11 protein-coding genes are annotated in these 15,068 nt (G+C 74.7%); 3 read left to right on the forward strand and 8 right to left on the reverse strand.

Translation table 11 applies throughout. The annotated features are described in order from the left end of the window. Nucleotides 1-90 precede the first annotated feature (90 nt). The 4 genes from ACFWW8_RS09690 to ACFWW8_RS09705 form a co-directional block, all read right to left on the reverse strand. On the reverse strand, nucleotides 91-1,146 hold the full coding sequence (locus ACFWW8_RS09690; protein WP_386525962.1) for a hydrogenase expression protein HypE: 1,056 nt from the start codon (nucleotides 1,144-1,146) through the stop codon (nucleotides 91-93). Between the two features lie 115 nt (nucleotides 1,147-1,261). Next, nucleotides 1,262-3,031, reverse strand: coding sequence for an enoyl-CoA hydratase-related protein (locus ACFWW8_RS09695; protein ID WP_386525965.1), 1,770 nt, complete (start codon nucleotides 3,029-3,031; stop codon nucleotides 1,262-1,264). Nucleotides 3,032-3,417: 386 nt separating this feature from the next. After that, nucleotides 3,418-4,839: a DUF2252 domain-containing protein gene (locus tag ACFWW8_RS09700; protein WP_386525968.1), complete on the reverse strand. Its 1,422-nt coding sequence runs from the start codon at nucleotides 4,837-4,839 to the stop codon at nucleotides 3,418-3,420. Between the two features lie 137 nt (nucleotides 4,840-4,976). After that, complete coding sequence (locus ACFWW8_RS09705) at nucleotides 4,977-5,594, reverse strand: hypothetical protein (protein WP_386525971.1); 618 nt, start codon at nucleotides 5,592-5,594, stop codon at nucleotides 4,977-4,979. Nucleotides 5,595-6,122: 528 nt separating this feature from the next. On the opposite strand from ACFWW8_RS09705, the gene ACFWW8_RS09710 reads away from it, so the two are divergent. The 3 genes from ACFWW8_RS09710 (at nucleotide 6,123) to ACFWW8_RS09720 (ending at nucleotide 8,171) form a co-directional block, all read left to right on the forward strand. Beyond that, the gene (locus tag ACFWW8_RS09710; protein WP_386525973.1) at nucleotides 6,123-7,493 is read left to right on the forward strand and encodes a helix-turn-helix domain-containing protein; all 1,371 of its coding nucleotides are present in this window, start codon (nucleotides 6,123-6,125) and stop codon (nucleotides 7,491-7,493) included. Between the two features lie 180 nt (nucleotides 7,494-7,673). After that, nucleotides 7,674-7,889, forward strand: a complete 216-nt coding sequence (locus ACFWW8_RS09715; protein WP_386525976.1) for a hypothetical protein — start codon at nucleotides 7,674-7,676, stop codon at nucleotides 7,887-7,889. A gap of 81 nt (nucleotides 7,890-7,970) precedes the next feature. Continuing rightward, a complete protein-coding gene (locus ACFWW8_RS09720) occupies nucleotides 7,971-8,171 on the forward strand; it encodes a hypothetical protein (protein WP_386525979.1) in 201 nt (66 codons plus the stop codon). 63 nt (nucleotides 8,172-8,234) lie between these two features. Here ACFWW8_RS09720 and ACFWW8_RS09725 read toward each other — a convergent pair whose 3' ends face one another. From ACFWW8_RS09725 to ACFWW8_RS09740, 4 genes are all read right to left on the reverse strand, one after another. Further along, complete coding sequence (locus ACFWW8_RS09725; RefSeq protein WP_386525982.1) at nucleotides 8,235-11,345, reverse strand: BTAD domain-containing putative transcriptional regulator; 3,111 nt, start codon at nucleotides 11,343-11,345, stop codon at nucleotides 8,235-8,237. A gap of 199 nt (nucleotides 11,346-11,544) precedes the next feature. Next, nucleotides 11,545-12,228 carry a guanitoxin biosynthesis heme-dependent pre-guanitoxin N-hydroxylase GntA gene (gene gntA, locus ACFWW8_RS09730; RefSeq protein WP_386525985.1) on the reverse strand — a complete coding sequence of 228 codons (684 nt, stop codon included), beginning with the start codon at nucleotides 12,226-12,228 and terminating at the stop codon, nucleotides 11,545-11,547. Next, on the reverse strand, nucleotides 12,225-14,225 hold the full coding sequence (locus ACFWW8_RS09735) for a phenylalanine--tRNA ligase beta subunit-related protein (protein ID WP_386525988.1): 2,001 nt from the start codon (nucleotides 14,223-14,225) through the stop codon (nucleotides 12,225-12,227). Before ACFWW8_RS09735 ends, gntA begins: the two co-directional genes overlap by 4 nt. After that, nucleotides 14,222-15,067 (reverse strand): hypothetical protein, encoded by an 846-nt coding sequence (locus ACFWW8_RS09740; protein ID WP_386525991.1) that lies wholly within the window; start codon nucleotides 15,065-15,067, stop codon nucleotides 14,222-14,224. The genes ACFWW8_RS09735 and ACFWW8_RS09740 overlap by 4 nt, the downstream gene beginning before the upstream one ends. Nucleotide 15,068: the final 1 nt, after the last annotated feature.

The following is a 15,068-nucleotide window of genomic DNA, read 5'->3' on the forward strand; positions in this document are numbered from 1 at the left end:
TGACCCTTCGTTCAGTGCGGGAGGGGGTGCCGGGGGGCGCCGCGGGCCGGAGGGCCGGCGGGGCGCCCCCCGGTTGCGGTGGGCGGGCGGTCACCAGGGCGGGCGGTAGCCCGTGGTCAGCTTCTCGCCGGTGCGACGCCACTTGGGTTCCTGGTCGACGGTGTGCGCCGTGATCGCGCGGAGCTTGCGGATGACGGCCCCGTACGCCCCGCTGGCGGCGCTGGACACCTTGCCTCCGGGGGGCTCGTCCATGAAGGGCATGAACTTGTCGGGGAAGCCGGGCATCGTGCAGGCGATGCAGATGCCGCCGACGTTCGGGCAGCCGCCGATGCCGTTCATCCAGCCGCGCTTGGGCACGTTGCACTTGACGACCGGACCCCAGCAGCCCAGCTTGACCAGGCACTTCGGGGAGTCGTAGGTGTGGGCGAACTGGCCCTGCTCGTAGTAGCCGGCCCGGTCGCAGCCCTCGTGCACCGTCGCGCCGAAGAGCCAGGTGGGGCGCAGCTTGTCGTCGAGCGGGATCATCGGGGCCGAGCCGGCGGCCTGGTACAGCAGGTAGGTGAGCGTCTCGGAGAAGTTGTCCGGCTGGATCGGACAGCCCGGGACGCACACGATCGGGATGCCGGCCTTCGACTTCCAGTCCCAGCCCAGGTAGTCGGGCACGCCCATGGCGCCGGTCGGGTTGCCCTCCATGGCGTGGATGCCGCCGTAGGTGGCGCAGGTGCCGATGGCGACGACGGCGAGGGCTTTGGGCGCCAGCCGGTCGAGCCATTCGCTGGTGGTGATGGGCTGGCCGGTCTCCGGGTCGTCGCCGAAGCCGCACCAGTACCCCTCGGGCTTGATGCTCTCGTTGGGGATGGATCCCTCGACGACGAGCACGAAGGGGTCGATCTCGCCGCGCTCGCCCTTGAAGAACCACTCGATGAACGTGTCCGCGCCGCCGATGGGGCCGCATTCGAAGTCGATGAGCGGCCAGTGCACGGCGATCTTGGGCAGGCCGGGCAGGACGCCCATCACGATTTCCTCGATGCTGGGCTGCATCGCCGCGGTCAGGGAAACGGAGTCGCCGTCGCAGCTCAGCCCCGCGTTGATCCAGAGGATGTGGATCGGGGGGTCCTCTGCCGGGGCAGGCGTTGCTGCGTTCATGGGATTCCTCCTCGGGGAGGGGTTCAGGGAGGGTTTCGGGGCGGTCGGGGGACGGGGAGGCGCGCGCTCCGGGCCGCGGGCGTGGCGGGCCGCGCGTTCGGCCTCACCCTTCTTGCTAACAGCCCGGCGCCCCGGGTGCTCCGTCATGTACCGCCATTGCGGTGAACGGGCGCTGCCGGGAGGGCAGCGGCGCGGTGTGCCGTCCCGGCACGGCCCGCGCGAGGTGGGGCGGGGTGGCGTCCGGGGTCTCCTTGCGTACGAAGGCACGGCGCAGGGCGTGGTAGGGGGCGGCGGGATCGTCGAAGGTCGCGCGCATCGGGGCCAGCTCCGCCGCGCGGTGGGCCGCGAGCGGCCGGTCGGCCTCGTCGCGCTCGCGGCGGGCCTTCTTCGCCGCGATCCGGGCGGGGGTGGCGGGGAGCGCGGCGAGGCGGGACGCGAGCTGCGCCGTTTCCGCGGCGAAGGCGCCGGGGGCGCACTCGACCGTACGGTCGACCAGACCGAGCCGGAGTGCGGCCTCCGCGCTCAGCGGCAGTGCCTCGGTGGTGAGCCGCTCGGCCACGCCGGTGCCGACGCGGCGGGGCAGGGTGTACGTCCAGAACTCGGAGCCGGTCAGGCCCATGAGGCGGTAGTGCGGGTTCAGGACCACGCCGGAGCGGCACCAGACCTCGTCGGCGGCGAGGGCGAGCATGGCCCCGCCGGCGGCGGCGTTGCCCCCGAGTGCGGCGACCACGAGCCGGTCGGTGGTGGTGAGGACGGCCTCGACCACGTCGTCGATGGCGTTGATGTTGGCCCAGGACTCCGCGGCCGGGTCGGCGGCCGCCTCGATGACGCCGAGGTGGATGCCGTTGGAGAAGAAGTCCCGGCCGCCGCCGAGGACGAGCACGGAGGTGGGGCGGGCGCAGGCGGCCCGGTAGGCGTCCAGCAGCCGCCGGCAGTGCGCGGTGCTCATCGCGCCTCCGGGGAACGCGAACGAGAGGAAGCCGGTCGCCCCCTCCTCGCGGTAGCCGATGTCGGACCAGGTCCGGCGGCGCGGGTCGGTGGGGAACGGCGCCGGGTCCTCGCGCAGCGGGGGCAGCCGGTCGGCGAGGGCGGTGGTCGCGGGGAGCCTGGGGGTGGCCGGTCCGCCCGGGGTGCGGGGCGCGCGGAGTTCGGGGATCCAGACGGCTCCGTCGGCGGTGGCCCGGCAGATCGCGCCGGCCCGGGTGGCGAGCAGTTCTCCGGGGCGGCCGCGCAGCCGGTCCTCGGGGTGGCCTCCGTGCAGGTACCACGCGGCGCCGAGCAGTTCGTCCCGTACGCCGGGCTGTGAGTCGGCGCAGCGCAGGGCGCGCAGCACCCGCTCGGTGGAGTCGGCTGCCCAGTCGATGCGGCGGTCCTCCTGGCGCATGGCGGGGCGCGCGGTGCCGGTGGTCTGCGGCTGCGGAACGTACGTGCCGGAGGCGAAGCGGTCGACGGCGAGCAGGACGGCCCGCAGCGCGGCGTCGGCGACCTCTCCGCGGTACAGGTCGCTCTTGCCGACCGGCGGGACGGGGCATTCGGCCGTGGCCCAGACGGCTCCGGCGTCCATCTCGGCCTCGGCCTGCAGGACGGTGACGCCCCAGCGGGCGGTCCGGTCCCGGACGGCCCAGTCGAGGGAGGAGGGGCCGCGGTCGCCGAGCGGGCCGGGGTGGACGATCAGGCAGGTACGAGTGGCCCACACCTCCTCGGGGACGGCCGTGCGCAGCATCGGGGCGAGGATGAGGTCGGGTCGGTGACGGTCCACGGCCTCGGTCAGGGGGACGTGGGGCAGGGCGAGCTCGACCGCCACGCTGTGGCCGTGGTCGCGCAGCTCGGCGTGGACCCGCTGGGTGAGGCTGTTGAACGCGCTCGCGACAAGCAGGACGTGCACGGGGTCTCCCAGCGGCTGCCCGGATCCGGGGCTCCGCACGGCGCCCCGGCTGATCATGACCGGAACATGACCGGCCGCCTGAGATGGTCGGGTACGGCGCCGGGGGCGCGCCCGGCGCCGAGCGGTGGTGTCACCCGAAAGCGCGCCCGCGGGCGTCCAGTCGGCCGCAGCGGGGCCGCACGCGCCACGACCGACCCGACGGGGGCACCCCGGCCCGGCGACGCGCGCCGTGCGGCGGGGATGGCAGCGTACGTCCCGGCGACGCCGGGCGGCCGACGGCGGTGGTTGCGCGGATTGCGCGTGCCGTGCGCCTGGCTCTGGCCGCGGGGGCGGCGGCCCGTTGCGCTGTGCGGCGACGGCCGCCGCCGGGGGCGGGGCCGTCCGGGTCAGGCTGCGGCGGCGCTCACCCGGCCCGAGGCGATCGCGTCCGTCAGGGCCTGGTGGTCGCGGGCGTTCTGGTCGGCGTAGCTCTCGGCGAACCGCACGAGTGCCTGGTCGAAGACGTCCCGGCCGCCCAGGTAGGCGGCGATGGCGATCCGGTCACCGGACCGGGCGTGCGCGCGGGCCAGGGTGACCCCGCACAGGCCGGCGAAGGCCCTCATGCCCCGTGGTGCCATCCGGGACGGTTCCATGATCCCCTTCCAGTCGCGCAGCTGCCGTACGTAGAAGTCCCGCTCCCGGCCGTCGATCCCGCTCGTCCGCTGCCACCCCAGGAAGATGTCGCTCGCGGCCTGCATCATCCGCTGGCCCGCGACGACCCGCTCCCCCTGCGTGTCGAACGCACTGGCACCGGCGTGCGCGGCGAGCACGGACTCGTCCGCTTCCTTGGCCTGCAGGATCAGCGGGTCCTGCCCGTCGCGGCCGAGCAGCAGCACGACCCAGCAGCGCATGCCGACGCTGCCGACGCCCACCACCTTGCGGGCCATGTCCACGACCGCGTACTGACTCAGCAGGTGCCTGCGGTCCGTCTGGAGGCTGCGCCCGTACCGCTCGACCAGGGTCAGGATCTGCCCGTCGAGCTCCTCGCGCTCCTGGTCCGGCACCAGCTGGGAGATCGGCGTGATCAGCTGCGGGACCGCGGCGAAGCGGCGGCGGCCGCCGACCACCTCGGTCAGCTTCTCGAACGCCTGCCGGCTGTCGCGGCCGCGTGCCTTGTGCAGCGCCTCGGAGACGTTCTTGCGCCCGCGGGTGTGCAGCGCGCCCTCCGCCAGCGCGTGGAGCTGTGCCTCGTCGACGCGGGCGTACCAGACGTCGAGGTTGCCCATCCCGGCGAAGACGCGCATCTGCTCGCGGTAGGCGCGCACCGCCGACCGTACGATGTCCGCGCGTTCCCGGTCGGAGAAGCCGTTCTCGCGCCCCGCGATGACGAGGCTGGTCGCGAGCCGTTTGACGTCCCATTCCCACGGGCCGGGCAGCGTCTCGTCGAAGTCGTTGATGTCGAACAGCAGGTTGCGCTCCGGGGAGCCGAGCAGCCGGAAGTTCATCAGGTGCGCGTCGCCGCAGAGCTGGACCCGGATGCCCGAGTCGGGTGCGTCCGCCAGGTCGCCGGCCATGACCGCCGCGGCGCCCCGGTAGAAGCGGAACGGTGACTCCGCCATCCGGCCGTAACGGATCGGCACCAGCTCCTGGACCCGGGTGGCGGACTGCCGCTCGATCACGTCCACCGGATCCGGCCGGTGCGGCGACGGCTCGAACGGTCCGTGGGAGGAACGTGGTGCGTGCCGGCGGGCGGCCCTGCCTTCGGCCGCCCGTTCTCCCGCCGTACGGCGGGGTCCGGCACCGACTGCGGTCTTCTCGCGCTTCGCCATCGTCGTGAACCTCCGGCCGACGGGGCCCCCGCCTCCCAGCATGGCATCCGCCGGGTCGGGCGGCCCCGCGGGCAGCGTTCCCGACGGGCCGCCCCCACGGGCGCCACGCGTCGGCGCGGCGTTGCAGGGGGCGCCGCTCAGCCGGTGGAGGCGGACGGGGGCACGGCCCGGTGCGGGGCCTTCGCGGCGGCCTGCGTGGGCTCGCCGTCCCTGATCACGCGGTAGGTGAACGCCGGCTTGCGGGCCTTGGGCATCCGGCGGGCACGCGCCCGCGTGACCGCCGCGCGGATCAGCCGGTCCACGTCCGGGTTGCGCTCCCTCAGGCGCCGGAGCTGGTCGTACCTGAGGTTGACGGCCGCCGCGGCGGCCGTGACGCCGGTCCCCCGTACGACGGTCTGGAGCAGGAGCCCCAGGCTCATGCCGCTCAGCCGGCCCGGTTCGGCGACCTCTTCGGCGGCGGCCATGGCGGCGGCCGACATGAGGGCCGCGTCGAAGAGGGGGTTCTGCGCGCACCAGCGGGACAGCATGGCCTCCGAGACCCCCGCTGCGGCCGCGCGGCCGGCGGGCCCCAGCCCCATGGCGGCGGCGTGAACGGCGCGGGCGCGCCGCTCGTTGGTCTCGGCGGCCAGGTTGTGCGTGCCGCGGACGGATTCGTGGAGGGTCCAGTCCGTGTCGTCCCGGCCGTCGAGGCAGGACACCACGTGCTCGGCCCAGTCACGGGGCGCGCCCGAGCTGTCGGGTCGTTGGTTCGTCAACGCTCGTGTTCCTCCTGCCGGCCCCGCTTGCCACTCCCCCATTGTGCGGCCGGACGACACCTGTGGACAGGCCGGTCCGGCGCCGGACCCCGGCAACGAGCCGGACGCCGCGCCGTCTCCGGTTTCGCCGTCGCCCCGCCACCGCACATCCGAAACGATTTCCGGATGGAGTCAATAAGTCGGTCACATGGCTGCGGTGTTTCCCCTATCCACCGGCGGACGGCGCCCGACCTTGAGGCTGACCATTTTGCGGCATTATTGACAGAATCACTTGACTCGGGCAGTGAAAGTCCGGGCGTATCCGGTCGAGCGGTGGATCCGCCTCCGCCGCGCCCGCGGACAGGAAGGACGATTCCGGTTGGCGGCCGGGAAACCCGGAAGCCACAGGCCGGACACCCCCCGTCGAGTTGACGGACCCGCCCGCCCGGGAATGCGGGCAAGCCCTGGCCCGCTCCGGCTTTGACCGAGTATATTCACCGCATATTCACACCCGATGAACGCCGCCGGTCTCACCAAGGGGAAATCACCATGACGGAATCGCAGACTCTGGGGTCACGGATCCGTCGGTTGCGCCGTGACGCGGGACTGTCACAGATGGACCTGGCCGGCGACAACCTTTCGGCGAGCTACATCTCCTTGCTGGAGGCGGGCAAGCGGACTCCGTCCCCGGAGGTGCTGGAGCAGATCGCCGCCCGCCTGGGCTGCGGTCCCGAGCACCTGCTGGAACTCCTGGCGCCCGAACGCCACGACCTCCCGCAGACGGACCTGCGCTACGCGGAGATCAGCCTGCGCAACGGCGACCCCGAAACCGCGCTCGCGACCTACACCGCCGTACGCGACAAGGCCGCCCGGGCGGGGCAGGAGGGCATCCGGCTGACCGCCGAGTACGGCGTGGCCCAGGCCCTGGAGCACGCCGGCCGGCTGGAGGAGGCCACCGACCGCTACCAGGCCCTCCTGGACCACGCCGGGTACGGGCAGTCCCTGGTCCCGCGGCTCACCGTGGCGGTGGCCCTGTGCCGCTGCTACCGCGAGACGGGCGACCTGGCCCATGCGATCGACCTGGCCACCACCACCCTGGAGGAGGCCCGCACACTACGGCTCACCTCGACCGTGCTGGGCGTCGAACTGCTGGCCACGCTCGTCGGCCTGTACTGCGAACGCGGCGACCTGCACCGCGCCGCGTTCCTGGCCCGCACCGCCATCGAGGAGGCCGAGGGCATCAAGGACCGCAAGGCCCTGGGAGCCGCCTACTGGAACGCCGGCGCGGTGGCACACCGCAGTGGAGCCTCCGCCGACGCCCTGCTTCTGCTGGAACGCGCCCTGGCCATCTACTCCGAGGGGGACGACGCCCGTGCGCTGTCGCGGCTGCGCAACGCCTACGCCTCGGTGCTCATGCAGTCGGAGACCGCCGACATCGCGGAGGCCAAGTCACAGCTGACGCGCAGCGCCGAGAACCTGGCCAGCCACGGCAGCACGGTGGACATGGCGTACTGCGAGACCGCGCTGGCCCGTGCCTGCCTGCTGGAGGGCAACCCCCGCGAGGCCGAGCAGCACGCGCGCCGCTCCCTCGAACTCCTCGGCACCGGGCACCGGCTGGAAACCGCGCGCACCCTCCTGGTGCTGGCGGGCTCCCAGCTGCAACTCGGCGACACCGCGGCGGCCGAGGAGGGCAGCGAACGCGCCGCGCTGCTGCTGGAGGCGTCCGAGGCGGACCGGCAGGCGGCTTCCGCCTGGAACGACCTCGGGGAACTCCTGGAGCGCTCCGGACGCGCCGAGCGGGCCCTCTGGGCCTACCGGCAGAGCCTGCGGTGCCTCGGCCAGCGCAGCAGTCTCCTCCCGGCGGCGGGCGAATCCTCCCTGGTCCCCGATCGGCACCGCGGGGACCACGGCCCGGCCTGAACGGGCTGCCGGGCGGCGGTGCGTGAGGGGCAGGCGGGGCAGGCGGGGCCGTAGATCGATCGATAGATCGGTCGTTGATCACCGGCGCCTAACGTCGGAGGAGACAGCGCAAGGGGACGGCGGTCGCCGGCCCCGGCGCCACACACCGGCTTTCCTCCCCCGACGAGAGAGACGCTCCGCATGCCGCACGTACCCCGCCTCCCCGCCGGTGCAGCTCCGTACGGCCGACCGGTCACCGACCCCCTCCGTGGCCGTCCCGCCCGGGCACTGGCGATGGCACTGCTGCTGACTCTCCTCTCCGCCCCCCTCGCCACCGTGCCCGCACCGCACCTCGGCGACGCCCTGACCCGGGTGGCCGGCGGCCCGACCGGCGACGACCTCCCCCTCTGCTGCTGACGGACCCCGTCGACAGCCGCGCATCACCCGCACCACACCGCCGGCAGACCACCGGTGGTGACAGTCAAGGAGAACCACCTCATGTCGAAGCTCTTCCGCACCTGCACCGCGCTCTGCCTGGCCCTGCTCGCCGCGACCGCGCTGGGCGCCGCCGGCCAGCCGCCCACGCCGACGGCCGACGGTGCCCGCACCACCGTTGCCGACGCGAGCACCGGCGAGATCACCCCGGAAGACGTCAACAACACCGGTTCCCGGTTCCAGCCCCCGGCCATCACCAGCTGAGCCGCCGCGGACCGGGGCCGCCCGGGCACCCACCCCCCGTGCCCGGGCGGCCCCCTCCTCACGTCACACGCGGCCGTCGACCAGCCTGCTCCCGTTCCGCGCGGGCACCTCCTCCAGCCCGGCCAGCAGCTTCGCCACGTCCGCCGCGTCGGGAAGCCCCAGGCGCGTGAAGACGCCGCGGGCCCGCTCCAGGTGCTCCCTGGCCCGGCCCCCCTCCCCCAGATCGGCCAGCGTCCGCCCCATGACGACCAGCGCCTGCGCCAGATCCCGCTCCGAGCACGCCTCCTCGCAGCGGGCGATCGCCGAGGCCGCGTGCCGCACCGCCTCCTGATGCCGCCCGGAGACGCGCAGGGTCTCCGCCAGCCGGTAGAGCGCCTGGGCCTCCCGCTCCCGCAGCCCGGTCGCCCGGCACACGGTCAGGGCCTCGCCGTAGCGGGCCACCGCCTCCTCGTACCGGCCCAGTTCGTGCAGGGCCAGGGCGCTCACATACAGGGCATATGCCGCGGCAACGTTGTCATCCAATTCCCGCATCAGCACCAGGGCCGACTCACAGGAGGCGAGGGCCTCCTCGGGTCGTCCGCTGCGCACGCGGGCCAGTGCCGCGTTGACGGTCGTCACCGCCGCGCCCGAGCGGTGGCCCAGGGTGTGGGCCAGGGCGATCGCCTCGTCGTACCAGACGGCCGCCTCCTCGAAGCGGCGCAGGAACTGCGCCACCAGACCGCGGTCGTTGAGGGCCTGGCGCAGGGCGTAGGTGTCCCCCGCCGCCCGGGCCGCCTCGGCGGCCAGCCCTGCGTGCCGTCCCGCTTCGGCGACCCTTCCGGCGCGCAGGGCTATGCCCCCGCACAGCACCCGCGCCCGCCCGACACTGCGTCGGCAGCCGGTCAGTTCCGCGGCCTCGGCGAGCGCCAGGGCCACCGGTGCCATCCGGTCGTACCAGACGGCGTGGGTGAAGGGGCTGACCGCCAGCAGCAGGTCCACCGCGGTGCGCAGACGCTCCTGCCCCGTGTCCCGCAGGCCGGGGGCGACGGCGCTGAGCGCGGCGGCGACCAGGCCGTCCACCTCGGCCGCCACCCAGGCACGGCCGGCGTGCACGTCCGGGAAGTCGAGGCCCCGCGACCTCAGGGGGCCGAACACGTCGCCCACCGGATCTCCGGGGACCGCGTGCAGGTACGCACTGGTGGCCGTCGCGAGCAGGAAGTCCAGCAGCCGGCCCTGGGCCCGGGCCGCTTCCTCGGGGTCGTGGGAGACGGCCTGCTGGCGGGCGTAGACCCGTACGAGGTCGTGGTAGCCGTAGCGTCCCGGTGTGGCCGACTCCAGCATCGCCGCGTCGGTCAGCGACTCCAGCAGGGTTTCCGCCGTGCAGTCGTCGACCCCGATCACCGCGGCCGCCGCGGGGATGCCGATGCCGGCCGTGCCCGCCAGGGCCACCAGTCGGAACGCCCGCGCCTGCTCGGTCGTGAGCTGCTCGTAGCCGAGCTCGAAGGCGGCGTCGATGGCCAGTGCGCCGACCCGCAGTTCGGCGAGGCGCCGCTGCTCGTCGGCCAGCCGTGCGGCCAGCGTCGCCACCGTCCAGCCCGGCCGCGCCGAGAGGCGGGTCGCCACGATCCGCACCGCGAGCGGCAGGTGACCGCAGGCCTCGACCAGTTCCCGTGCGTCCTCATGCTCCGCGGCCAGCCGGTCCCGGCCGATGATCGAACCGAGCAGGGCCAGTGCCTCATCGGTGCGGAACGGCTTCAGCAGCAGCTGCGCCGTCAGCGGCAGGTCGAACAGGGGCGACCTGCTCGTGAGGATGACGGCGCAGCTCGACGACCCCGGGATCAGCCCCCTCACCTGGGCGGCGTCCCTGGCGTTGTCGAGCATGATCAGCAGTCGCCGTCCGTCGACGACCGACCGGAAGAGGCGGCAGCGGTCCTCGACCCCGTCGGGCACCTCGTCCTCGGGCACTCCCAGCGAGGCCAGGAAACCGGCCAGGACGAAGCCCGGTTCCGCCGGGTCGCTCCCGCCGCCGCGCAGATCGACGTACAGCTGCCCGTCCGGGTAGTGGGCGCGAGCCCGGTGCGCGACGTGCAGGGCAACGGAGGTCTTGCCGACGCCCCCCATTCCGGCGGCGGCCAGCACGACCGGGGTCCTGCGCACCGGCTCGGTCAGCACGGCGTACCAGGCGTCGACCTCCTCGCTGCGCCCGACGAAGTCCGGTGCGTCGTACGGGAGCTGGGCGGGCACCGGCCGTGCGGCCGGCGTCGGCGCGGGCCGCACCGGCGCCGACGGCTCCCGCTCCGTCCCGGCGTACTCCTCCGGCTCGGCCGGCGCTTCGGCGCCGGCCTCGAACCCGGTGTCGGTGTCGGTGTCCGTATCGGTGGCAATGCCGGGGCCCCGCCCCGGATGCCCGGTGGTGTGCGCCGGGGCGGGTCCGGCCAGCGCGGGATCGCCGACCAGGATCCGCCGGTGTACCTCGGACAGTTCCGGGCCCGGCTCGATGCCCTGCTCCACGACGAGCAGGTCCCGCACCCGGTTGAACACCGCCAGGGCGTCGGCCTGCCGGCCCGCCCCGTACAGGGCCCGCATCAGCAGCCCGTAGGGGCGCTCCCGCAGGGGGTGCTCCTCGGTCAGTTCCACCAGGTCCGGTACGGCGGCGCGGTGGTGGCCCATGTCCAGGGCCAGGTCGAAGCGCTTCTCCAGGAGGGCCAGTCTCATCTCCTCCAGCCGGACGCGCTGACGCTCGGCGAACGGGCCGGGCACGCCGCTCAGCGGCTCCCCCTGCCACTGGCTCAACGCGCCCGCCAGTAACCGTTCGGCCTGCGGCAGCCGGTCGCGGGCCGACGCCCGCGCCGCCTCGGCGGCCATCTCGTCGGCCCGGCGCAGGTCCAGCGCCTCGTCGCACAGGGTCAGCCGGTACCCGTCACCGGCGAGTTCCAGAACGGTCGGGGAGTCCCCATCCGGTTCGAGCAGCTTGCGCAACCGCCAGACGTAGGTGCGGATGGTGGAGACGGCCCGGGTCGGCGGCGTCTGCGCCCACAGCGCCTCGACGATCTGCGTCATGGAGACGTGCCGGTTGGCGCGCAGGAGCAACAGGCACAGGAGGGCCTGCTGTTGGGGTGGGCCCACCGGCAGCTCGACCCCATCCCGGTAGGCACGCACCCTGCCCAGCACCTCGAAACGGAACCCTGCGGCCATTCTTGTGTCTCCCCTCGCAGCTGCACGAACAATCGCGCTTGTCCGTGGCATCCGCATAAGACGGAATTCACGGGCTCGGGGTTTCCTTCCGACCCGGCGGATGTGTGAGGGGCGCCTCCCGCCGTCGGCGGACCGGTGAGTCGGGCCGGTGAGCCGGGCCGGTGAGTCGGGCCGGTCAGTGCGCGAATCGTCGGGCCGGTCACTCGGGTCTGTCGAAAGGGCACTTCCATTCCGGCGGGACCGCGCGCCCGGAGTACTGCCGGGCTTCGGAGACCGTGCCGTGCTCGGCGAGCATGGGGTTCACCTCGCCCTGCAACGCCACCTCCCTGGCGCGTATCTTCGTCTGCATCCCCTGGTAGACACCGGTGCGCTTCAGCTCGGCGAACTGCCGGTGGCAGTTGAAGACCAGAACCGGCAGGGCGAAGCGGCGCGAGGTGCGCGAAGCGCGCCGGTGCAGGCCCACGACGAAGAACGGGTGGCCGCCGAGGCTGAACCCGAAACGGGGGCTGCGCGGATCGTCCGAGATGTCGGGGGCCCACGGGTTCTCGGCGCGGTCGATCGCGTGGAGTGCGCTCAGCTGCCGCCAGAGCATCCGCTCGAACTCCTCCTCGTCGGCCGGATCGGACTCGGCGAAGACCGCGGCGAAGGAGTGGAAGCGTCCGGGCTCCGACAGGGGGCCGGTGACGAACCGTTGCAGGTCCGCGCGGAGCCGGTGGAGGTCCTCCTGATCGCCCAGAGCGCCGTAGACCCGGGTGACCAGCTCTCCGCGGTGCAGTGCTGCCCGGGCTCCCAGGCAGGTGAACCCGTCGGACCGCAGCCAGGTGGTGAAGCGCTCGACCACCTTCTCGGGGCTCTCGCGGCCCGGGGCGCCCTCGTGCATCATCGCCCGCTCCAGCCCCGGCCGGCGAGGGCCCGCAGCACCGTTTCCCGGCGGCGGCGCCCCTCCGCCCGGAGCGGACCGCCGTCCGCGGGGACGAACTCCGCCCGTACGGTGAGGGAGAGGTGCCCGGCGGGCACCCGCCCGCCCTGCAGCAGGTCCTTCACCGCGACGAGCCGGCACTCGGTGCAGCCGGCCTCGGCGACCACCCGCAGGACCTCCCCGGCCGACACCGGCTCGGGCACGACGACGCTGACGTTGAACGCGGGCAGGGGCAGCGGTTCCGGCAGCCGCACGGTCGCCGGGACCGGCGTGAGGCCGCCCAGGGCGCCGAGATCCAGTTCGGCGCAGAACACCCGCTCCCCCGCCGGGTCGAGCAGGGCAGCGGTCTCCTCGGACAGCAGCCCCGCCCGGCCCACCGTGGTGCCCCGCACCCGGACGGCGAAGGAGGCGTCCGCCGCGAAGTCCGCGTACGGCCGCGGGGACAGCTCCGGGGCCTCCTGGCCCGCCGCGCCGGCCAGGGTCCGCAGGAGGCCGCTCAGGTCGGCGAAGCCCACCGCGCGCGGCCGGGGTTCGACCAGCGACGCGGGTGCGGCGGCTCCGCTGAGGACGACGGCGAACCGCCAGGACTCGTCGCCGTACGCGGCGGACAGCGGCACCTGGCCGAGTTCGAACAGGTGGGCCGCTCCGGTGTGCCGCAGGGCCCGGCCCGCGCTGCCGAGGAGGCCCGGCAGCAGGGAGCCGCGCACCCGCATGTCGCGCAGCCCGGCCCGTCCGTGCACGGTGACGGGCTCGGCCCCCGGTGGCGCGCCGACCGCGGTGAGGGGCTCCGAGGGACGCAGCAGCACCGGGGAGAGGACCTGTTGCAGCCCCCTCCGTACGGCGGCGTCGGTGAGGCCGCGCCGCAGCAGGCGCGCCGGGTCGGGCCACGGGCCCGCGCCGGAGGGCGGCAGCCGGCGCGGCACCGTCCGGTACCCCCGGACGCGGGCCACCTCACCGGCGAGTGCGGGGACACCGTCCAGGTCCGGGCGCCGGGCGTCCACCGTGACGTGCAGCGGGCCGCCCTCCGGGCGGTGCGCGACCGCCGCTCCGCCCGCGGCCAGCAGGGAGGCCAGGGTCGCGGGGTCGAGGTCCGGGTCGACGAGGCGGCGCAGTTCCCCGAGGTCCGGGCGCAGCACGCGCGGGGTGGGCGCCGCCGCGCCGGCCCGGCCGGCCGCCGTGACGGTTCCGCCCGCCCACTCGGTGACGAGCCGGGCCAGGCGGGCCACCGCGCGGTCGCAGGACTCCGGGTCGTGTCCGCGTACGGCGGTCGGTGCGTACGCGTCCGGTTCCGGGCCGGTCCGGGCTGCGGGGTGCGGCGCCGTCGGGTCGAGCCACCAGGCCCACACCAGCGTGGCGCGGCCGTCGGCGGATACGGCCGTCGGCGGAGCGTCGCGTCCCAGCACGGCCACCGTCCGTTCGCCCGCGGCCAGCACCCAGGTACCGGGGGGCGTGCGGAGGCCGTCGGCGGCGGGTTCGGCCGGCTCCGCGGTCCGCAGTCTCAGGCCGGTGAGGTCCAGTGACCGGGCGTCGGCCGCGCCGAGGGGCTGACCCGTTTCGAGCCCGACGTACGCCGCCAGGTCGGCCACCGTCCCGGTGAGCGCTACGCCCGCCGCGCGCAGCCGGTCCGCGGCCGTGTCGGGCAGCCGGACCGCGTGCGGCAGTCGGACGACGGCCGCCGCCACCCGGCCCGGGGCGTCCCCGTCGGCGCTGAGCGGGAGCCCGTCCGGCAGGGTCGACAGCGCGAGCGGCGCGAGGGGCGCGAGGCCGCCGCGCGCGCGGATTTCGGCCGCCAGGCCGCGTACGGATCCGAGGTGGGCGAGCGCGGCGGGCGGCTCCACCTCCACCGCGCGGTCGGCGTCCGGGGCGGCGCGGGCGCCGCTCCCGTGGAGGTGGTCGAGCAGCGCCGCGCGGTCGACGCCGCCGCCGCACTCCTGCTCCAGCCAGGCCAGGGGAATTCTCACGGTCGGTCGGTTCCTTTCTCCGGCGGCCCGACCGGTATGCAGGCGTGGTCGAACTGCTCCAGCAGGCGCGGGTCGTTGACCAGCAGTTCCCGGATGTCGGTCAATCCGTGGGTGAGCCTCATGAGGCGTTCCACGGAGCAGCCGAAGCTCAGCCCCACGACCCGGTCCGGGGCGTAGCCCCCGGCGGTGAGCACGTCGTCGCGGAGCAGGCCGCCGGCGCCGATCTCGACGTGCCCGCGGCCCTCGCACTCGTCGCAGCCGGGTCCGCAGCGCGGGCAGGCGACCTCCACGGCGAATCCCGGCGAGGCGAAGGGGTAGTCGCCGCGCCGCACGCGCCACGGGTGTCCGCGTCCGAACAGGCCCGACACCAGGCGGTCGAAGAGCCCCATGAGGTCCGGCAGGCCCGTGGCCGGCTGGACCACCAGTCCGTCGATCTGGGTGAACTGGGAGCCGGAGTAGGGGGAGGAGAGTTCGTTGCGGAAGCAGGTGCCCACGAGCAGCGTCCGCAGCGGGCCGGGGGCGGCGGCCCGCATGGCCCGCGGGCCGCCGGAGGTCGCGTGGGTGCGCAGGACCAGGTCCGGTGCGGGGAAGAAGCTCAGCCGGGTCCGGGTCGGGTGGTCCCGCGGGTAGCCGAGCACATCGAAGTTGTCGTCGGCCGATTCCATCAGGGGCAGGTCGACGATGTCGAAGCCGAGGGGTGTGAACAGGTCCCCGATCCGGTCCACGAGGGCCGCCACCGGATGGGGACGCCCGGTGCGGGGCCCGGCCGGCGGCAGCCCGGGGTCGCATCGGGCGTCGGCCACCGCCGGAGTCAGGACGGCGGGCGTCACTTCGTCCGGCACG

The sequence above is a fragment of the Streptomyces sp. NPDC058701 genome, from assembly GCF_042715295.1.
Lineage (GTDB): Bacteria > Actinomycetota > Actinomycetes > Streptomycetales > Streptomycetaceae > Streptomyces.